This window comes from Siminovitchia acidinfaciens (assembly GCF_003605385.1).
In the GTDB taxonomy this organism is placed as follows: Bacteria; Bacillota; Bacilli; order Bacillales; family Bacillaceae_C; genus Siminovitchia; species Siminovitchia acidinfaciens.
Genome location: NZ_QYTV02000009.1, coordinates 134,745 through 154,527 on the forward strand (window position 1 = coordinate 134,745; position 19,783 = coordinate 154,527).

At 41.9% G+C, this 19,783-nt stretch carries 24 protein-coding genes; 17 read left to right on the forward strand and 7 right to left on the reverse strand.

Annotation, left to right across the window (positions count from 1 at the left end; translation table 11 throughout):
* Positions 1–36: 36 nt before the first annotated feature.
* From D4T97_RS16865 to D4T97_RS16880, 4 genes are all read left to right on the forward strand, one after another.
* Positions 37–840 (forward strand): YfkD famly protein, encoded by an 804-nt coding sequence (locus D4T97_RS16865; RefSeq protein ID WP_126051935.1) that lies wholly within the window; start codon positions 37–39, stop codon positions 838–840.
* 164 nt (positions 841–1,004) lie between these two features.
* Positions 1,005–1,802 carry a delta-lactam-biosynthetic de-N-acetylase gene (gene pdaA / locus D4T97_RS16870; RefSeq protein ID WP_126051936.1) on the forward strand — a complete coding sequence of 266 codons (798 nt, stop codon included), beginning with the start codon at positions 1,005–1,007 and terminating at the stop codon, positions 1,800–1,802.
* An 83-nt stretch (positions 1,803–1,885) separates the two neighbouring features.
* Positions 1,886–2,137: a DUF2188 domain-containing protein gene (locus D4T97_RS16875; protein WP_126051937.1), complete on the forward strand. Its 252-nt coding sequence runs from the start codon at positions 1,886–1,888 to the stop codon at positions 2,135–2,137.
* 281 nt (positions 2,138–2,418) lie between these two features.
* The gene (locus D4T97_RS16880; protein ID WP_126051938.1) at positions 2,419–3,282 is read left to right on the forward strand and encodes a DNA-3-methyladenine glycosylase family protein; all 864 of its coding nucleotides are present in this window, start codon (positions 2,419–2,421) and stop codon (positions 3,280–3,282) included.
* Between the two features lie 420 nt (positions 3,283–3,702).
* Here D4T97_RS16880 and D4T97_RS16885 read toward each other — a convergent pair whose 3' ends face one another.
* Both D4T97_RS16885 and D4T97_RS16890 read right to left on the reverse strand, forming a co-directional pair.
* Positions 3,703–3,882 (reverse strand): YfhD family protein, encoded by a 180-nt coding sequence (locus D4T97_RS16885; protein WP_126051939.1) that lies wholly within the window; start codon positions 3,880–3,882, stop codon positions 3,703–3,705.
* A 367-nt stretch (positions 3,883–4,249) separates the two neighbouring features.
* A complete protein-coding gene (locus D4T97_RS16890) occupies positions 4,250–4,372 on the reverse strand; it encodes a YfhE family protein (RefSeq protein WP_206435587.1) in 123 nt (40 codons plus the stop codon).
* Between the two features lie 119 nt (positions 4,373–4,491).
* Between D4T97_RS16890 and recX the strand changes: the two genes are divergently transcribed.
* A complete protein-coding gene (gene recX, locus D4T97_RS16895; RefSeq protein WP_126051967.1) occupies positions 4,492–5,286 on the forward strand; it encodes a recombination regulator RecX in 795 nt (264 codons plus the stop codon).
* Between the two features lie 24 nt (positions 5,287–5,310).
* A complete protein-coding gene (locus D4T97_RS16900; RefSeq protein ID WP_126051940.1) occupies positions 5,311–5,625 on the forward strand; it encodes a YfhH family protein in 315 nt (104 codons plus the stop codon).
* Positions 5,626–5,681: 56 nt separating this feature from the next.
* Here D4T97_RS16900 and D4T97_RS16905 read toward each other — a convergent pair whose 3' ends face one another.
* The gene (locus D4T97_RS16905; RefSeq protein WP_126051968.1) at positions 5,682–5,819 is read right to left on the reverse strand and encodes a YpzG family protein; all 138 of its coding nucleotides are present in this window, start codon (positions 5,817–5,819) and stop codon (positions 5,682–5,684) included.
* A 40-nt stretch (positions 5,820–5,859) separates the two neighbouring features.
* Positions 5,860–6,033, reverse strand: a complete 174-nt coding sequence (locus D4T97_RS16910; RefSeq protein WP_126051941.1) for a small, acid-soluble spore protein K — start codon at positions 6,031–6,033, stop codon at positions 5,860–5,862.
* A 97-nt stretch (positions 6,034–6,130) separates the two neighbouring features.
* Here D4T97_RS16910 and D4T97_RS16915 point away from each other — a divergent pair, with 97 nt between their 5' ends.
* On the forward strand, positions 6,131–6,400 hold the full coding sequence (locus tag D4T97_RS16915; protein WP_126051942.1) for a YfhJ family protein: 270 nt from the start codon (positions 6,131–6,133) through the stop codon (positions 6,398–6,400).
* Positions 6,401–7,019: 619 nt separating this feature from the next.
* On the opposite strand, the gene D4T97_RS16920 is transcribed toward D4T97_RS16915, so the two are convergent.
* Entirely contained in the window at positions 7,020–8,000 is a 981-nt protein-coding gene (locus D4T97_RS16920; protein ID WP_126051943.1) for a metal-dependent hydrolase, read from the reverse strand.
* A gap of 217 nt (positions 8,001–8,217) precedes the next feature.
* Here D4T97_RS16920 and mutY point away from each other — a divergent pair, with 217 nt between their 5' ends.
* The 5 genes from mutY (at position 8,218) to D4T97_RS16945 (ending at position 13,507) form a co-directional block, all read left to right on the forward strand.
* A complete protein-coding gene (gene mutY / locus D4T97_RS16925; protein WP_126051944.1) occupies positions 8,218–9,315 on the forward strand; it encodes an A/G-specific adenine glycosylase in 1,098 nt (365 codons plus the stop codon).
* Between the two features lie 60 nt (positions 9,316–9,375).
* Positions 9,376–10,125 carry an enoyl-[acyl-carrier-protein] reductase FabL gene (gene fabL, locus D4T97_RS16930; RefSeq protein ID WP_126051945.1) on the forward strand — a complete coding sequence of 250 codons (750 nt, stop codon included), beginning with the start codon at positions 9,376–9,378 and terminating at the stop codon, positions 10,123–10,125.
* 56 nt (positions 10,126–10,181) lie between these two features.
* Positions 10,182–10,466, forward strand: a complete 285-nt coding sequence (locus D4T97_RS16935; RefSeq protein ID WP_126051946.1) for a gamma-type small acid-soluble spore protein — start codon at positions 10,182–10,184, stop codon at positions 10,464–10,466.
* A 449-nt stretch (positions 10,467–10,915) separates the two neighbouring features.
* The gene (gene ntdP / locus D4T97_RS16940; protein WP_126051947.1) at positions 10,916–11,446 is read left to right on the forward strand and encodes a nucleoside tri-diphosphate phosphatase; all 531 of its coding nucleotides are present in this window, start codon (positions 10,916–10,918) and stop codon (positions 11,444–11,446) included.
* 315 nt (positions 11,447–11,761) lie between these two features.
* A complete protein-coding gene (locus tag D4T97_RS16945; RefSeq protein WP_126051948.1) occupies positions 11,762–13,507 on the forward strand; it encodes an ABC transporter ATP-binding protein in 1,746 nt (581 codons plus the stop codon).
* 277 nt (positions 13,508–13,784) lie between these two features.
* On the opposite strand, the gene D4T97_RS16950 is transcribed toward D4T97_RS16945, so the two are convergent.
* Positions 13,785–14,858, reverse strand: a complete 1,074-nt coding sequence (locus tag D4T97_RS16950) for an FUSC family protein (protein WP_126051949.1) — start codon at positions 14,856–14,858, stop codon at positions 13,785–13,787.
* 380 nt (positions 14,859–15,238) lie between these two features.
* Between D4T97_RS16950 and D4T97_RS16955 the strand changes: the two genes are divergently transcribed.
* From D4T97_RS16955 to perR, 4 genes are all read left to right on the forward strand, one after another.
* Positions 15,239–15,649, forward strand: coding sequence for an ion channel (locus D4T97_RS16955; protein ID WP_126051969.1), 411 nt, complete (start codon positions 15,239–15,241; stop codon positions 15,647–15,649).
* An 85-nt stretch (positions 15,650–15,734) separates the two neighbouring features.
* Positions 15,735–16,208, forward strand: a complete 474-nt coding sequence (bcp, locus tag D4T97_RS16960) for a thioredoxin-dependent thiol peroxidase (protein ID WP_126051950.1) — start codon at positions 15,735–15,737, stop codon at positions 16,206–16,208.
* 737 nt (positions 16,209–16,945) lie between these two features.
* Positions 16,946–17,494 carry a cob(I)yrinic acid a,c-diamide adenosyltransferase gene (locus tag D4T97_RS16965; protein WP_126051951.1) on the forward strand — a complete coding sequence of 183 codons (549 nt, stop codon included), beginning with the start codon at positions 16,946–16,948 and terminating at the stop codon, positions 17,492–17,494.
* 96 nt (positions 17,495–17,590) lie between these two features.
* Positions 17,591–18,028, forward strand: a complete 438-nt coding sequence (gene perR / locus D4T97_RS16970; protein ID WP_126051952.1) for a peroxide-responsive transcriptional repressor PerR — start codon at positions 17,591–17,593, stop codon at positions 18,026–18,028.
* Positions 18,029–18,223: 195 nt separating this feature from the next.
* Here the strand turns inward: perR and D4T97_RS16975 are convergent, their stop codons facing one another.
* The gene (locus D4T97_RS16975) at positions 18,224–18,574 is read right to left on the reverse strand and encodes a YgzB family protein (protein ID WP_126051953.1); all 351 of its coding nucleotides are present in this window, start codon (positions 18,572–18,574) and stop codon (positions 18,224–18,226) included.
* Between the two features lie 169 nt (positions 18,575–18,743).
* On the opposite strand from D4T97_RS16975, the gene D4T97_RS16980 reads away from it, so the two are divergent.
* Positions 18,744–19,580, forward strand: coding sequence for a nucleotidyltransferase-like protein (locus tag D4T97_RS16980; protein WP_164525616.1), 837 nt, complete (start codon positions 18,744–18,746; stop codon positions 19,578–19,580).
* The last annotated feature ends 203 nt before the right edge of the window (positions 19,581–19,783 follow it).

Here is a 19,783-nt window from a genome sequence, read left to right on the forward strand (position 1 = left end):
CATAACAGTGCTTAAGGAAAGGAGCAAATATACAACATGAAATGGCATCGAGTAATCCTGAAGGCATTCGTCCTTATTGCTTTGCTACTGGCTCCTGCAGCAAGTACAACAGCTAAAAACGAAGATACCAAGAAAAAGGGATTGGATGTACCTTCTTCTGTCGTCAATATTGGCAAGGAAAACACCTTTACGAATCCCGCGCCAGATCTGCCCCGGTTACAGCCCAGCAATTTTGCCAAAGAATTGCTGAAGTCTTCCAAGGTTAAAATAGAAAACCCGAACCTTATTCGGATGCTGAACGAATCGGCAGCGACTAAGTCGCCGTTTTCATTTGGCACAAAAGCAACCATTTTTTTAGGTGAATGGCCTTTGAATTATAAGTCGGAAGAAACAACCCCTAATTGGGAATATCAAAAGGTGAACACGAATTTCTACGATAACCGAGGCGGAACAGGCAATTATCAAATACATTATGTCCAGGAAGCGCAAAAAATCATTAAAGGCGGTCTCACTGCCAAGGTTGTCCAGGCAGAAGATGTGCAAAAAATGATGCAGCAAAAAGCCTTTGAAAAAGTGAAATTGCCGCTTGCTTTTGAGACGGCGGTCGGCGGAGGTACGAAGCATCATCAGGTTTACAATATACCCCCAACCCGAATGGGCTATTTATATGCGTTCGCACCAGCAGTCCATGAAAAGGGCAGTCTCACGTTTGGGGAGGTCTTCTTAGTGATGAAGGGTTCCAAGCACAGGATTATTGTTAAAAATGTAACTTCCCAGGAAATCGGCGCCTGGATACCGATCCAGGACCACTTAAGTTTTTCTTTTGAGGCAAGACAATAGGGTTCAGGCAAATGCCTGGCCTTTTTTGTTTAGCCTGAATCAGAGTGTTGTTCGCTCGCTCTCGTAGCAAACACTCTTCAATTTACAATGGAAAACTCCACCACGGATGAATCGTTCACAATGGAAAAATCTAAAGGAAAAGAGTGAAAGGCGGAATAAAGAAAATGAGACAACGGGTGTTATTGCTGCCACTTTTTTTCCTTGTTTTTTTTCAAGCGACCACTGCTGAGGCTTTATCCAATAGCGCGATTCATTGGGGATTTAAAAAAGGAAGCGGAGGGAAGCAGGCTGAGGCCGGCGAAGCTTATGACGACCTTTTGGGAAAGTACGACGCATTTTATAAAGGCAATTCCAGAGATAAAGTTTTGTATTTAACCTTTGATAACGGATATGAAAATGGCTATACAGAAAAAGTATTGGATGTGTTGAAAAAAGAAAAGGTACCCGCAACTTTTTTTGTGACCGGCCATTATTTGGAAAGTGCTCCTGATCTGGCCAAGCGGATGGTGAAGGAAGGTCATATCATTGGCAATCACTCATGGAGTCATCCGGATATGACCGGGATCAGTGATGAGAAAATCCAAGAAGAATTGGAAAAAGTGAAGGATAAGACAGCGGCACTAACCGGTCAGACTGAGATGCAGTATTTGCGTCCTCCTCGCGGAATCTTAAGTGAAAGGACTTTAAGTGTTGCAAGGGAACAGGGGTATATCCATGTTCTTTGGTCACTTGCCTTCAAAGACTGGCAGACAGATCAGCAAAAGGGATGGAAGTATGCTTATGACAACATCATGGCACAAATACATCCAGGCGCGGTGATACTGCTCCATACAGTTTCGAAAGACAATGCCGATGCATTAGAAAAGGTCATTCAGGATTTAAAGAAAGAGGAGTATTCCTTCAAAAGTCTAGATGACTACATGATGCGTGAAAAAATAAAAAATCCAATGATTTCTCACTGAGCCCGGGCTTCCCGGGCTTTTATGTTTTTATATCGAATGGGAGGGTAAAGTGTTAAAACAATAAAAAAGAGGAGGATAATCATATGTCAAAGCATGAGCGCGACGAATATTTTAAAGAGCGGGCAGGTACAGATGAAGCCAGATTTCATGTGGTGCCACATGATGAAGGGAATTGGGCGGTCAAAAAAGAAGGAGTGGACGAGCCGCAGTGCACAACCGATTCCAAATCGGAAGCCGTAGAGGAAGCCAAAAGACTGGCCAAAGAAGCCGGGACCATGGCATATATCCATGATCAAGATGGTAAAATTAATAGCCAGCATAATTATGAAGATTAGTCCCAGTGTAATATAATAAAGGCAGTTCCGGGAATGGAGCTGCCTTTATTAAAATAAAATCGTATAAAATTAGCTCAAGGTTTCAAATTAAAACAAGTATAAGTTATGTCTAGCTTCGACGGACGGGAGGTCCAAGTGCCACCGACGCACAGGAAGCTTATTCAGGATGAATGTGCTCCTGCGCCATAGCTTATTCGAAGAAGCTTTGTTGAGCTCGTCGCAATGCTGCCTCATCAAAATTCGTCTTGCGCTTTTCTTTATGCGAAAAGGATGATGGTTTTATGTGGGAAAAAAACGCTGTTATTGATGGACCGTACCATTTTGACCTGGCTTTAGATAGGCTTGCAAGGGATCCATTGAACATTGTTGATAAGGGTAAACGTCTTATTCGAGTTCCCATTTACAAAAAGGAGCCTGAAGTGGCCGTCATTCAAGCTGTTGGCACAACGGAAATGCCTTCCTTTATTATAAGAGGAAGCAGGCATCAGACAAAAGATCAGGTTATGGAAAAAGTATCCTCGGCATTCCAATGGAACCTGCCGCTTGTCGACATTCATCAGCACTTTTCAAAGACGACCTTATATGAAATTTTTGAAACCCACTTTGGAACACCGATCATACTGGACTTTTCGCTATACCCGGCTTTGGTGAGACCTATCATCCATCAGCAGGTGAACATGTCTTTTGCAATCTCTCTTACAGAACAATTCGTAAAAACTTTCGGCTTTGAAATAGAGGGGGTGCCCTTTTTTCCATCTCCTGAAACAGTCGCCCAATTAAACCCGGAAGATTTACGGAGCCTTCGGTTTAGTCAGCGCAAAGCTGAATATATTATCGACCTTTCAAAGAAAATTGTCAGCGGCGAATTAAATCTAGAAGAGATTGGTCAAAAATCTGATGAAGAAGTGGTGAAAGAGCTAGTAAAAATTAGAGGAGTTGGCCCCTGGACAGCTCAAAGCTTTTTATTATTTGGATTAGGAAGGAAAAACCTATTTCCAATGGCGGATATTGGTTTGCAAAATGCAATCAGGCGGCTCTATAAGCTAGACAGAAAACCTACATACGAGGAAATGGAAAATTACAGCAAAGAATGGCATCCCTATTTAAGTTATGCCTCTTTCTATCTATGGAGAAGTATTGAATAGGAAAAGCGTAGGTGCCTGTCCATCGACGTACAGACTGGAGTGCCTTCGACGAGATAAAGGAAACACGGCGACGTAGGAGCCGATGTTGACTTATCGTAGGAGGAGGCGCGAAGTCTGCTAGTCGATAGGCACCGGAGCTAGACAATAGGAAAAGCGTAGATGCCTGTCCATCGACGTACAGACTGAGCAGAAATGCGGAAGACGGCTGCTTAGGGGCGACAAGCGCCGGCAGGCTCAGAGCGCGACATCCTGTCGCTTCGCTTGCACTAGCACATCCTGTGCGTCGGAGGTCAATCCAGTGAAGTCGCTTTTTGACTTTAGTGTCTGACCGAAGCGACCTCGACCCCTGCAGTCTGAAGCTAGACAAAAAGAAAAGCTAGATACCTGCCATTAAAAAAAGGAAGGCATATTCGCGCCTTCCTATTTCTGTTTTGCTCTTTTATCAGCAGCCTCAGACCTGGCCAATGCCTCTAAGTCATCCTGGTCCGCAAGCTCTTTGGAAAATTCGATATCGCGTCCGTCACTCTTTAATTGCTTTGGAACTTGCGGAAGTTTTTGCTTGTTTTTGTCGCGGGCTTTTTGATTTTGTGAGCGTCCCATATTCAAACTCCTTTTTTAAAATGTTATAGAAAGTATAAAGTGTCACCAAATTCTCTCTTTAACAATGAATACGTAATGTCTAGCTGCAGGAGCCATCGGCTCAAGGTCACAAGCCGCAAGGACTCACCTGCGCCATAGTCGAAGATGCCTGGTTCAGCTCGTCGCAAAGCTGCAAGAAGCAAATCCAAAGATGTTTTTCACGATGCAATTAGATAAGCAGCTTTGCTATGGTGGCTGAAAAGCTCCCGCATCAAATTTCGTCTTGTGCTTGTAGCTGATATGCGGGCGCCTTGCGCTTTTCTGTAACATTTACAGCATGGCTGTCTACATATTATTTGCTGCACAATTTTTTTCACTCATAAAAAAGCTATCTTCGACCTTTTTCTGTAAATCCGCCTGCCTGGTCCGCACGCTTAAACTCTCGTTGGTAAAGTACTTCCTGCGTTGCCGATAGCTTATTTTTCGCTTTGTATTCTTGCTTTTTCTTCAACCTGACCACCTCCCAAGTAATTATTAACATCATTACCTTATGGAGTCTTTCTAATACAGCCACGAACCCGCCTGTTTATGATAAAATAAAGTGAACTGTTAAATATGAGGGTGAATAATGTGCCCATTATCACAAAGATATCTGTCCAAAAGAAAAACCAAAATCGTTACAATATTTTTCTCGATAATGTTTATGCCTTTGCTGTAGATGAAGATGTGCTTATTAAATATCATCTTACAAAGGGTAAGGAACTGTCCGACCATGACCTAACCCGGATACAACATGAGGACGAGATCCGAAAGGCATATCATTCAGCGGTGCAATTTTTATCTTATCGGATGCGTTCTGCACTTGAAATAAGTGCTCACCTGAAAAAAAAGGAATGGCCAGATCCGATCATTGATGTTGTTTTGCAAGAATTAACCAGCCAGAAATATATTGATGATCTCGAATTTGCCAAAGCCTACGTGCGGACATATGCCAATTCTGGAAAAAAAGGACCGCTCGTGCTAAAGCGTGAGCTCGAACAAAAAGGAATCACTGAACAAAAGATAAATGAAGCATTAACTGAATATAATAAGGAAAAGCAGGTTATGGATGCTATCCAGTTGGGAAATAAATATGCTGCTCAGAATAAAAAGCTTTCCGAACGAATGCTTAAACAGAAGCTGGAACACTCACTATCAATTAAGGGTTTTCCTCCTGACATAGTACAATCGGCAATGGGAGCAATCGATTATGAAAAAGACGAGGAGACAGAATGGGAAGCACTTAAAACCGAAGCGGAAAAAGCAAAGCGGCGTAATAAAAAATATTCAGGCTACGAATACAGGCAACGTATGCAGCAGGCTCTATTCAGGAAAGGTTTTACTATGGGTTTGATCAATCGCTTTCTGGAAGAGGACGATTTGTAAAGACGAAGAAGGATGTGCTAACTAATGGAAAATGAAAAAAGATATAGCCAAATGAGTGAAGAGGAGTTGAATAAAGAAATTTCCGATGTAAAGGAAAAAGCCCGTAAAGCGGAGCAGATGGGCATGGTTAATGAGTTTGCTGTATATGAAAGGAAAGCGGTCATGGCCAAAGCCTACCTTTTGAATCCGGACGACTTCAAGCCCGGTGAAATTTATGCTATTGATGGCGACCCGGGGGTTTATTTTAAAATTGATTACATGAATGGTGTGTTTGCTTGGGGCTACCGTTTGGGCGGATCAGGAAAAGAAGAGGCGCTGCCGATTTCATTATTAAAATAAAAAAGCACAGCGATGTAAATGGCGCTGTGCTCATTATTTTTATTGAGAGAAAACGGTCACCGTTTATACCTTTTAACTGCATCTATTTCTAATATGATTTTCTGTTGGCTTTGCTGTGTTTGGCCGTTGACTTGCGACCCGTCATGATTAGGGCGGTACCATCCTCGGTTAAATGGAGTCAGTGCACGGTTCATGTGAGAATCCCTGTCTTTTTGCAAGTTCCAGCCTCCTTTATCATAATGATTGATTACGTTCGTCTTCCCTTGCGCCGGATGCTCTCATTCTTTCCTGTGGATTCGTGTTTGTCGTTCCGTTCGGACGTTTGGAGCCGTATTCGGGTTTTGCACGTGGTTCCCCCTCAAACCGGTGAGTATTGCCATATGGGAAATCTTTTGCTTTATTACGCAATGGTCATTCGCCTCCTATACATGCGGTAAAATGACACCCGCATTATTATTTTTGACTCATGGTCCGAAAAATACGACTGGAAAAAGGAGCGAGTTCCATGAACGATTATTATGAAAGGCTAACAAGCCTGCTAATGCAAAAAAATGCCAATTTATCATATGGAAGAGCGAGGACATGGGTAGAGTTATTTTGGGAAGATTTCGAAACAACTTATGCAAAAGCAGGAAGAGAATATCAAGGCAAGGCTGTTGCGGAGAAGGTTGTCAGAACATGGGTCATTCAATATGGAGACAAACTGCACGAATTCGCTGCACTTAATCCGAAATATGCACATATGTTGAACGATGAAGATGATATCTATCATTGAAGTTAAAGAAAATATTAATTCAGACTGAATTTTCTAACAAGGTTAAGTTATGTCTAGCTCCGACGGACAGGAAGTGCTAGTGCAAGCGAAGCGACAGGATGTCGCGCCCTGAGCCTGCCGATGCCACAGGATGTGGCGCCATCGGGGCTTGAGGTCACAAGCTGTCAGGGAGCTTATTCAGGAAGATTGTGCTCCTTCGCCATAGTATTCGAGGACTTGTTCAGCTCGTCGCAAAGCTGCATGAAGCATTGTCGGAGATGTTTCTCACAATGTGATTGAAATAGGCTGCTTTGCTGTGGTGGCTGAACAGCTCCCTCATCAAAATTCGCCTTGTGCTAGTGCCGATAAACAGGCGCCTTGCGCTTTTCTAAAAAAAACAGTGTTGAAAAAGAAGACTTCTTTTTCAACACTGTTTATATAAATTGAACCTAATTATTGTGCACACATAGAAGCAGCCGCTGATTTCCGTTCCAGGCGGGCTTGCTTGAACCTCCTTGGCCGCTTCGCGTTCTAGGGGTTTCAAGTCCATGCTACTCTTGGAGGGCCCACAGAAAAGCTTCTGAATAAGCAGCTCACGGAGGAAATGAGAAGCATTTTCAATAAGTTGCTGCCCTTGGTATCAATCAGTAGCAACACGCAGTTTTTTCCTTAACTTTTCTTCGCTGTATACCCAGCCGGTATATGAAGTGATGACCTCCAGCTCATCTGTCAGTTTCACGATAGCAACAAACGGGTAATGCCCGTTGCTTCGGTATCTGAGATCGATAAACCGGACTTCAGTAAAATCGTCATATTTTTTGATTTCCCAGCGATAGACCGGGGAGAAAGATAAAAAGGCAGAAACATTCTTATCTTTCTTGGCAGCGCGGATAATATCCGTATCAGGAATCGGAATGCGTTTAAACTTGTCAAAGATGGTGACGGACCTTCTATAAGCCCTTCCCACATAAAAATGGTCTTTCGATGTGACTGCAATTCGCCACTGGTTAAAATACATCGTGGAAGCAATAATGATGCGGTCAGCATCAGGAACCGTTTTAAGTACAGCTGACTTTACCATTTGCTGCATGACGAATCGAAGCACGTAATAAAGAGCGATAATCACATACATGATTAAAAAGGTGTATCCTGGATTTCCGCCCAAAAGCCAAATTAGGATTCCAATGACATGAATTCCGAAAATATAAGGGTCGAATGTATTAATTATCCCAAGCGCCACCCATTTCGAAGAGATGGGCCGTAATGCCTGGGTTCCGTATGCATTGAAAATATCAACAAAAACATGCAGCGAAACTGCAACGAGCGACCAAATCCAAAGATGCATCAAATTCGATCCAGGAAAGATCAAATTTACAAAGAAAGCGACGAGGACTGACCATACTAAAATCGCTGGAAGTGAATGCGTAATTCCTCGGTGATTTCGTATATAAACGGCATTATTTTTAAGCTTTAAAAAAGTATCGATATCAGGAATTTGCGAGCCGATGATTGCAGCAACGAGCACACTCTGGGTATTAACAGTGGTTTCCGCCACAACTGGGTCTAATGTGGCAAGCCCGCCAATTGCAAATCCCATCACTACATGAGTAGCTGTGTCCAATTCTGGGTCCTCCTCTGTGAAGGGATTTCGTAAAAAAATTTATTCTTTAGCCAGTGGCTTTAGATAAGACTGCATTTATTCCGCAAGCCTTGCACTTTTCTTCATGCCTACTTTTGTGTATCATATTTTACCTATGCAAGAAATGCAACGGAATTAACTCATTATAATTATTCCCGTTAAAAAGGATGAATAACCTGTGAAAAACAGTATTGACAATATGAACAAAGCAAAAAAGGAAAATCTAATTAATATAACCGAATTTCAAAGTGATCTTGTCCAATGGTTTCAAGAGGAACAACGCGATCTGCCGTGGAGAAAAGACAAAAATCCATATAAAGTATGGGTTTCAGAAGTGATGTTGCAGCAAACAAGAGTTGATACTGTTATACCATATTATAACCGCTTTTTGGAAAAATTTCCAACTATCGAAGCATTTGCAGACGCCGATGAGGAAGCGATTCTAAAGATTTGGGAAGGACTCGGTTACTATTCCAGAGTTCGAAACCTACACTCGGCCGTCAAGGAAGTTGTGAGCGAATATAATGGAATAGTACCTGATACGAAGGAAGAAATTTCAAAACTTAAAGGCGTAGGTCCATATACGGCGGGTGCTGTACTTAGCATCGCCTATGGAAAGCCGATTCCAGCTGTTGATGGAAATGTTATGAGAGTATTATCTAGAATTTTACTTATAACAGATGACATTGCTAAATCCTCATCGCGGAAAGTTTTTGAAAGTGCAGTGGAGAGGCTGATGTACCATGACAACCCCTCATACTTTAATCAGGCCTTGATGGAACTTGGAGCCCTCATTTGCACTCCAACATCGCCATCCTGTCTGCTGTGTCCTGTCAGAGAGCATTGCCAGGCTTTTGAAAATGGTGTTCAAGAGGAGTTGCCTGTAAAAACGCGCAAGAAAAAAACCCGCCACGAAGATATTCTTGCTGTTGTTCTAAAAAATGAGGAAGGAAAGATTTTAATCAATAAGCGGCCTGAGGAAGGGCTTTTAGCTAATCTGTGGGAATTCCCGAATTTGAAAATTGTTCCGCTTCTTGATCCATGGGAAACTCTGCAAGATTTTTTATCAACGGAATATCTCCTGGATGCATCAATAGAACAACATTCTTTTACTGAGGTACGCCACGTCTTTACCCACTTGACGTGGACCATTGATGCATATGAGGGCAGGTTGAAAAGCGGGGAAGTTGATGAATATGGAAGCCTGCGCTTTGTGACTGAAGAGGAACTTGAAGAACTGGCATTCCCAGTTTCCCACCAGAAAATCTGGCGGGCATATAAGGAACAAAAGCGGTAACTTTGCATGCGGCCATTTCCCATGTAAAATATGAATGAGTAAATTGAAAGGTGGATACATATGAGTAACAAAGTAGCACTCGTAACCGGCAGCAGCCGTGGAGTTGGAAAAGCAGCAGCACTTGCTTTGGCTGAAAAAGGGTATGATATCGTCGTCAACTATGCAAGGAGCAAGAAAGCTGCGCTAGAAACAGTCGAGGAAATAGAAAAACTGGGAAGGAAAGCTTTTCTCGTACGAGCAAATGTCGGTGATGTTGATAAAATTAAGTCGATGTTCCAACAAATTGAAGAGGAATTCGGAAGGCTGGATATTTTCATCAACAATGCGGCCTCAGGCGTATTACGCCCTGCGATGGAACTGGAAGAATCCCACTGGGACTGGACAATGAACATAAATAGTAAAGCATTGCTTTTCTGTGCTCAGGAAGCAGCGAAATTGATGGAGAGAAACGGCGGCGGAAAAATCGTGAGCCTAAGCTCTCTAGGATCAATTCGTTATTTGGAGAACTATACAACTGTGGGGGTGTCCAAGGCTGCAGTCGAAGCATTGACAAGATACTTGGCTGTTGAATTATCTCCAAAAAATATCGTGGTCAATGCTGTATCAGGGGGAGCCATCGATACGGATGCTTTGAAACATTTTCCGAACCGTGAAGAACTTCTCGAAGATGCGCGCAAAAATACCCCGGCAGGACGCATGGTGGAAATTGACGATATCGTCAAGACAATTATGTTCTTGATATCAGATGATGCTTCAATGATTAGAGGCCAAACAATCATTGTGGATGGCGGCCGTTCCATATTGGTATAGACCTAAATTTTTCAATTAAAAAGTTTGGATAACAACTTTCATCTCTGGATACTCTAATGTATGTGGAGGTGAGAACTGTGGCTAAAAAACCAAACCAATCACAAACTAACGTACAGAAAGTAAGACAGCAAAACGCACAATCAGCTGGAGCCCAAGGTCAATTCGGCACTGAATTTGCCAGCGAAACAAACGTACAAAAAGTAAGACAACAGAATGCACAATCTGGATCAGGTGCACAAGGCCAATTCGGTGCTGAATTCGCCAGCGAAACAGATGCACAACAAGTAAGACAGCAAAACCAGCAAGCTGAAGCCCGCAAAGGCAAAAACGCAGGCCAGTAGTAATGAACATAAAAACGGGAGGGTGCTTTCAGTAGAGAGCAGCCTCCCGTTTTTTATCGTACAATAATACTCTTGTGATACTAATCGGTATATGCTTCGTCCAGCTCCGACGGACAGGACGCACAGGATGTCCTAGTGCAAGCGAAGCGACAGGATGTCGCGCTCTGAGCCTGCCAGCGCTTGTCGCCCCTAAGCTACCGGCTTCCGCTTTTCTGATCAGTTTGTACGTCGCTAGACGAGCGCTTGCGCTTTTCTTGCAAGGAAACGCGCATCGGTTTTAAAAACGAACAGAAACCGTTATAATGATAATATCGATACATATATAACAAAAATAATTGAAATTTAGCAGCCAGCCCGGCCTGGGATAAGGCCTGCCGCCTTCATTAGAACAGGTATCATAACAGTTGAAATCGGGGCGCTTCTGCTTTTTTTAGAAAGTAGGGGAAACGATGAACATTCCCGCGGAAGGATCAAATATCCAGATACAGAGCTATAAGCATAATGGAAATATTCACCGGATATGGGCAGAAACAAAAGTGCTTAAAGCCACTAACCATACGATCATCGGGGGAAATGACAGGACGCCGGTAACAGAATCGGATGGAAGAACATGGATTACTAGGGAGCCCGCCATTTGTTATTTTCATGCGGATCTATGGTTTAATATTATTGCCATGATCAGGGATAATGGTGTTTATTATTATTGCAATCTCGGTTCTCCCTATGTTTTTGATAAGGGAGCATTAAAATATATTGACTATGACTTGGATGTTAAAGTCTTTCCAGATATGACATTCACTCTTCTTGATGAGGACGAATACGAGCAAAACCGCAAAATTATGGGGTATCCGGATGTCATCGATCATATTTTAAAGAAAAATGTAGAAAAGCTTGTTCGCTGGATCCGCCAGCGTAAAGGCCCTTTTTCCGCAGAATTTATCGATATATGGTACGACCGGTACCTAACATATCTGAACTGAAATATTCCTGTTGGCGTTTTATCAACAGGTTTTATTTTTTTGAGGAAACTTTAAATACCTTGTCTACGGATTACTTGGCGGGTTATGCTCCGTGCAGCTCTAGCGCCTAGCCCCTCGAGGTCACAAGAAGCTCCTGCTGCGCAGGTTACTTGATGAAGGTTTGCTCACCTCGTGCAAAGATGCATGGAGTATTTTTTAGGATGCTTCACACGATGTGATTGCAGGCAGCAGCTTGGCTAAAAAACCGCCTCTCGGGAATCGTCTTGTTTGCCCGCGCATTTATTCTTTTTTGTAATATAAGGGAGGAACCGCCGCATGGGGGTTATTAAAAGATATATGGCATTTGTAAAGCCATACCGATGGAAAATTATCGGAACATTGCTGATTGGCATTATTAAGTTTGCTATTCCGCTATTGATTCCTTTTCTAATGAAATATGTCATTGACGACATTATTTCAGTAAGTGAAATGAGTGCAGACGAAAAGACAAATAAATTGTTTATTATCATGGTCATCATGCTTATCGTTTTCGCTGTCCTTCGGCCGCCAATTGAATATTACCGGCAATATTTTGCCCAGTGGACTGCGAGTAAAATCTTATACGATATCCGCGACCGGCTTTTTACTCATATTCAAAAATTGAGCTTTAAGTTCTATTCTAACAACCGGGCGGGGAACATCATTTCACGTATCATCAATGATGTTGAATCAACAAAGGACTTTGTCATCACCGGATTGATGAATTTATGGCTGGATGCAGCAACGGTTGTCATTGCCATAGTGATCATGCTGACATTGGACGTTCCGCTCACATTTGTATCTCTGGCAGTTTTTCCTCTCTACATTATTTCGGTTAAGTATTTTTTTGGAAACTTACGCAAGTTGACAAGGGAGCGGTCCCAGGCGCTTGCAGATGTCCAAAGCTATCTGCATGAGCGCGTTCAGGGAATGTCGGTGATCAAAAGCTTTGCAATTGAAGATCATGAACAAATACAATTTGACAAAAACAACTCGAATTTTTTAAAAAAGGCCATTAAACATACAAATTGGACAGCCAAGGCGTTTGCTGTTGTAAATACAATAACAGACATAGCTCCGCTAATTGTGATTGCGTATGCCGGCTACCAGGTCATTCATGGAAATTTGACACTTGGAACGATGGTCGCTTTTATGGGATATGTTGAACGGCTTTACAATCCGCTTCGCCGTCTCGTCAACTCATCGACAACTTTGACACAATCGATTGCTTCGATGGACAGGGTGTTTGAGCTTGCTGATGAAAAATATGACATAGATGATGCTCCGGCCGCCGTTGAAGTAAAAGAAGTAAACGGGAATATCCGATTCGATCATGTGACATTTTCCTATGACAAGGATGAAAAGCCTGTATTGAAAAACATTAATCTGGATGTAAAAGAGGGCGAGACCATCGCGCTTGTTGGTATGAGCGGTGGAGGGAAATCATCACTTGTAAGCTTGATTCCGAGATTTTATGACGTATCTGAGGGAACTGTTCTCCTTGACGGCACGGATATCCGGGAATTCAAGGTCAGGAGTCTGCGAGATAAAATCGGTATGGTGCTGCAGGATAATATTTTATTCAGTGACTCCGTAAGAGAAAATATTTTGCTCGGAAAACCGGAAAGTACTGAAGAAGAAGTGATCAGGGCTGCCAAAGCGGCAAACGCTCATGAATTCATCATGAATCTGCCACATGGGTATGATACGACAGTTGGGGAAAGAGGAGTCAAACTATCGGGCGGACAAAAGCAGCGGGTAGCCATTGCACGTGTATTTTTGAAAAATCCACCAATCCTGATTTTAGATGAAGCAACTTCCGCTTTGGATTTAGAGAGTGAACACTTAATTCAAGAAGCCTTGGATGAACTTGCAAAGAACCGGACCACCTTTGTCATTGCCCATCGTCTGTCAACAATTACACATGCAGATAGGATTGTACTTATTGAACATGGGCAAATAGTGGAAGTCGGAACACATAAAGAATTAATGGAGAAAAAAGGGCATTATTACAACCTGTTCCAGGTCCAGCAATTGAATTAGAAATTGGTCATATTAAGAAATAGTCTAAGGGAACCGATAATTGGCACCCTGTCAATGCCCGCAATGTAAGTTTAGCTATGAACTCGATCGTTCGCCAAAACAACCCCTTGTCCTCATTAGGGAACCGGGATAGGCTCAATAGAAAACCAGCCGCGCATTCGAATACGCGGCTGGTTTTTAGTGACTAAGCCAGTTTTAAATTAGACGATATAGATGTTCGTATTATGATTTGTTTTGTCTAGCTCCAGGCACCATCGGCAGGCGCCTGGAGCTTTTCTTAGATATCTACATGTACTTGGCTTTCTTTTTCGTGGTATGTCTGGTAGGTCCTTATCAGTTTATCAAGCTGCTCCAATTGTTCCTCATATTCAATGATCCCGGATAAAATTCTCATTAAATGATAGGGCTGGAACACATCCTCAGTGTCGCCTTTACGAATTTCATTAATAAATAAATCTCGCAATCGGTCCCTGTCACTTTCCCCAAATAGGACATCGTCAAGCTCAACTTCCTGTCGGACTTTCCCTAAATACTTTAGAAGCAGCTGCTCATGAAAGCCCAGGAGGTAATCGAACCTTTCACGGGTTTCCACCTGAAGTGATTCGGGAACCTTATGCAAAATGTTTTCATACTTTTGCTGGAGCTTCAAGATATCAAAACTTTTTTGGGTAACCTGAATCATTTGTCTGTAGATCACAAGCTTGCGCAGTTTTGCACGATCTGTTTTTTTAAAATATCGACGCTCTTCTTCATACATCGAATAGAGTTGATTTACTTGAGTGATTCTCTTTTTGATGCTGCCGATATCTTTTTTTAACAGCTGATCCTCGGAGGCAAATCTTGTTGTCAGTCGAATCCATTTTAAAATATCTTCTGTAACACTTGAGATGCTCTGAAACAGTTTTGTTTCATATTTTGGCGGCAGAAAGATGAAGTTAACAAGAAATGCCGCAAGAATACCGATAAATATTGAGAGTGTTCGTAAAGATGCAAAATACAAAAACTGTTCGGCTGGCGCTTCCATAATGACGATAATGGTCACAAGTGCCAGCCGGATGGAGTTTTCCAGTTTCAGCTTCACCATGATGACAATGGCTACAATTGCCGCCAAGCCGACAATCAACAGATGGCTACCGAACAGAAGGTAAAATGTAATGGCTAATAAAGCACCGATAATATTCCCTTGTACCTGTTCAACAACAGACAGATAAGAACGGTAAATTGTTGGCTGAATGGCAAAAATCGCAGCAATACCTGTGAAAATCGGTGAAGGCATGTTAAGAAGTTGTGCAATATAAAGTGCCAACGTAATAGCAATTCCCGTTTTCAACATGCGGGCACCAAGCTTCATAATAATTAATTCCTTTCTAATACTTTGAGTACAATTTCCCTTATTTGGGTTTTTAAAAACTTTTGCGATTACATAATTAGCTTTTCATAAGCTTTTCTTAATTTTGGCAGATGGAGTCGTTGTTTCTTGAAAAGGAATGGTAAAAGGCTAACGCCACGTAATTATGAGGGACATCGTTCACTTTTTCAAGAAAACCGACCGGGTTTCAACCGATAAGTTGGAGCAACCCATTCGCCTTTGGTGTTAAATACTTTATTCATTGTATTACTCTGGCTGGTTTATCGCAATCCACAGAGCCGTATATGAGAATCCGCCGCATATAAATAAAAAAATCCACGTAATAATAAGATGAGGGACAAGTGAGAAGGGCGGTGGCGACAATGTGGTATGCTCTGTTTTTAGGGGTATTAATATGTATTTTCATGGCTCTAAGACTGTTGTTTTTTCCCGCCCGATTCAAATATAAAGAGGTTTCGTTTGAGAACTTTGTTTTTTTGGGTCTTACATATGTGGTAATTATGATTGGCTTCGGCATACTGTATTTGCTGCTTGATATGAAAGGTTTCCATGTGTTTAATGATGTTGAGGCGGACATGGCTGCCGGCAGGTCGTTTTTTTCAAATTTGGGAACTTCCATCTATTTGAGTGCAGTTACTCTATTTTCTGTCGGTTTTGGCGATGTTGCCCCGGTTGGAATAGGGCGTATGCTTGCCATCATTGAAGCCTTGCTGGGCTATACGATTCCCGCTGCCTTTGTCGTGCGCACGTTCATTGATTTTGATCCCTCCTAAGATAGTAAACTGAATGGCTAAATTTGAATTTCAGCCTGAATTTATGTAGGCTAATAAAAGATGATATTAATAGGAGGCGGATTTCATGACAGTGAAAGAAAAAGAATTGGCACCTGACTTCAAGCTGCCGGCAAGTAATGGAGAGGAAATAGCATTATCCGACTATCGAGGAAAAAAGAATGTCCTTCTATATTTCTATCCTAAGGATATGACGCCTGGATGTACGGTACAGGCATGCGATTTCAGGGATATGCATGAAGACTTTTCTGGCTTGGATGTTGTTATTTTAGGAGTCAGCCCGGATCCATTGACGAGCCATGACAAATTTATTGAAAAGCATGGCCTGCCATTTTTACTCTTGGCGGATTTGGAGCATGAAGTTGCTGAGCTGTATGAAGTATGGAAGCTCAAGAAAAACTTTGGCAGGGAATATATGGGTATCGAGCGTTCCACTTTTATCATTGACAAAGAAGGAACTTTGGTCAAAGAGTGGAGAAAAGTCACGGCTAAAGGACATGCGGTCGAAGCTTTGGAATACATAAAAGAAAACCTCGTATAACATTAACTTTAAAAACGGCCTTCTGAAATATGAGGCCGTTTATCATTTTTACGTTTCAAAGCTTCATACTATAGATAACCTTTTTTTAATACAATGCATTGTCCAGCTCCGACGGACAGGAGGTCCTAATGGCTCCGACGCACAGGAAGTGCTAGTGCAAGCGAAGCGACAGGATGTGGCGAACTGAGGTGGCCTTCGTCCCCCTGTTGTCCGGCTGCGAGTGCCATCTGCTCGATATCATAAGCCTGCAAAGAAGCGAATTCAGGAAGATTGTGCTCCTGCGCGACTATTCGAGGAGTTAACTGTTCAGCTCGTCGCAAAGCTGCATGAAGCAGATTCAGGGAAGCTCTACACGATGTGATTGAAATCAGTAGCTCCCCTGTCGTGGCTGAAGTACTGCCTCCTCGGGAATCGTCTTGTGTTTGTCGGGGGCTGATCAAGGCGTCTGAGCATTTCGGCACAGTCTGTACGCCAATGAACAGGCGCTTGCGCTTTTGTTTTTGCCCATTTTTCAATTGATAGCGGCTTTTGTCCATTCCAATTTAATAAAAATACATAGCTTATAGTACAGGGCATACCTCCTCAGTTAATATAAATTCATTCGGGCTGCGAAAGCAGTCCTCTTTTTTTGAAAGGGCGAACTGACCCATATGCCATTTAATTGTGGCCTAATTTTTATCTATAATTCCGGTGGTACTGTTAATATAATTATAAATAAACAAGATGGAGGGTCTGCATTGAAAATTTATACTAAGACTGGTGACAAGGGAATGACCTCATTGGTATATGGGACAAGAATACCCAAGAATGATTTGCGTGTTGAGGCATACGGCACGTGTGATGAAGCCAATTCTGCAATCGGCCTCGCTCTAAGCTTCTTAGTAAACGAACAAAAATCGGAAATAATAGAGGTAAAGAAAGCATTTCACCATATACAGACGGTTCTATTTCATGTCGGTGCGGAATTGGCCACACCCGAAGGAAAGGAAGTAAAGTGGAAGCTTTCAGAAGAAGATATAAAAGATCTGGAAAAGTTAATCGATAGATGGGATGAAAAACTTCCCCAACTAAAAAACTTTATTTTACCAGGGGGGCATCCAGCTGGGGCTGCATTCCACTCGGCGAGAACTGTGGTGCGCAGAGCTGAAAGATGTGCAGTGTCTATTGACAGTGCAAATCCGCTCGTGCTGTCGTATTTAAACCGTTTATCGGACTTGCTCTTCGTTGTCGCGAGGTATGTAAACCTGAAACTGGGAGCGATGGAACTTACGTTGCATGAAAATTAGGCTAAACCATTGACAAAAGGCGTTTTCAAGGATTACACTATTTATAAGGATTATAAAGTGAGAATGAAACTTTTATGAGAAAAGAGGTGCATGGCGATGTTAGACGAACAATTAAAAGATGCGATTGATACGTTGAAAAAAACGGGAGTGCGGATTACACCTCAACGTCATGCGATTTTAGAATATTTAATCCAGTCAATGTCACATCCGACTGCCGATGATATTTACAAATCCCTTGAAAGCAAATTTCCAAATATGAGTGTCGCAACAGTATACAACAATCTACGTGTCTTTCGTGAAGTTGGACTGGTGAAAGAACTCACGTATGGTGATGCATCCAGCCGCTTTGATTTTGTAACAACCGATCATTACCATATCATTTGTGAAGATTGTGGGAAAATCGTTGACTTCCATTATCCTGGTCTGGACGAAGTTGAACAATTGGCAGCTCACATGACAGGATTTTCAGTCGGTCACCACCGTATGGAAATTTATGGAGTTTGTCCTGAGTGTAGCCAGAAAAAAACACATTAAAAAAATCGCCTTGCGAAAAGGCGATTTTTTTATTTGAAGAATGTATAACTAACTATGAGAAATTTTATTTAAAGTTGCTTTCCTTTATCCAGATCCGCCGGATAGGATGTCCTAGGGCTGACGGCCCCACCAGTCGTGGTGTTCTAAGCCAGCCAGCGCCCAGACTCTCGAGTTTACAAGCCGCTTGCGTTTTTCTTATTTCTTTTTTCTATTATAACCCTCATCAAATTCTTTCCCTTCAAGCTCCGGATCCACTGTCAATGGTTCACGACAGTGCATACACATGTCCACCCGCCCAAGGATTTTTGTCGGTTTTCCGCAATTTGGGCATTCCACCTGAAGAGCCTTTGTCGAAAGCATGCCGATCCAAAAATAAACGACAGTGCTGCCGATGATGGCCAACAGCCCAAGTAACATAAAAATGGTCATGACAATCGGGTGCTTTTGAAAGAATATGCCTACATACATAATGATGAACCCGAGAAAAACGAGACTTAACGCAAAAGTGCGGATCTTATTAATTTTATTTGAGTATTTTTTAGCCATTTCAAGCCCTCCCAAAAATAAACTATACCATAAATGGGAGGGAAGAGTGCTGTCATAAAAGCAACAAATTATAGAAGGAGGAAAAACAATTAATTCCGTCGAAATAGAAGAAGATAGCAAGAGAAAAATGATTGCGTCAATCAATTCAGCTATTTTGGAGGAATGGAACATGGAAGAACTTTTTCGTCCAATAGTAAATTATTTCGCTTCCCGGCCAACGACAAAGGCTGTTTTGTTGGTTGACTGCACAAAAGAAATATTGACGGCAAAAGATATGTTTGATGTAATAATTTATGCCGTGGCATCCGGTCAGGAAAACCAAGAACAGGCCAGGCATTTTTATTTGCAAGGAATGAACATTGGTCTATACATTATAGATGAGAGCCTCTTTCGTTCAAAACCCTTCCAATTGAACGACAGTGAAGTGTTGTTTGAACGCGACCGTTTTATAGATAAGATAAAAGAGGAAATACCATCAAAGGATATTAAATTGAAAATGGGCTTGGAGTTTGCCAAATTGATTCAGGCTTATACAACTGGTAAAGACCTCTTTAATGGTGGACAATTCTTAGATGCGTATGATTTCCTTGTGAAATCATTAAATCATCTTGCCAGATTAACTCTTATTGAAAAAGGGGCTTATATTGACTCGGCTTTGTGGAAACAAACTAAATGCAGTGAACCCGAAATATTAAAGCTTTTTGAGGAACTCGTTACAAGTGAAGAACCGATTGAAAAAAGACTGGAATTGGTTTTTTTGGCAAGCGGATTTCTAATATACTCAAAAACGATAAAAAGTACTGAGCATTTATTAGAAGTCCTGGATGAAAATCCAATTTGGAAGTATGAAATGTTTGAACAACATCCGCAGGTTAAATGTTATGGTGCGAACTTGAGGACGCTTTTGGATTATTTAATTGAAAAAGGATTGATCGTTCCACTTCGGATAGAGTCAAGCATCTCAGGAATGTATGAGCAATGTTATAAAGTGAAAAAAACATGTTGACACGATTATTATTGTTTGATATATTAGTAGACGTCGCTGGTTAGCAACTTAGTAAGCGGCAAAAAAAACACAAAAAACATGTTGACATTAAATGTTTGGTTGTGTTAAGATAAAAAAGTCGCCTCAAAACAGCGAGAAAAAACAATCATAAAAAATTGTTGACAAGTTGACTTGAGTGTGATACAATGGAAAAGCTGCTCGAG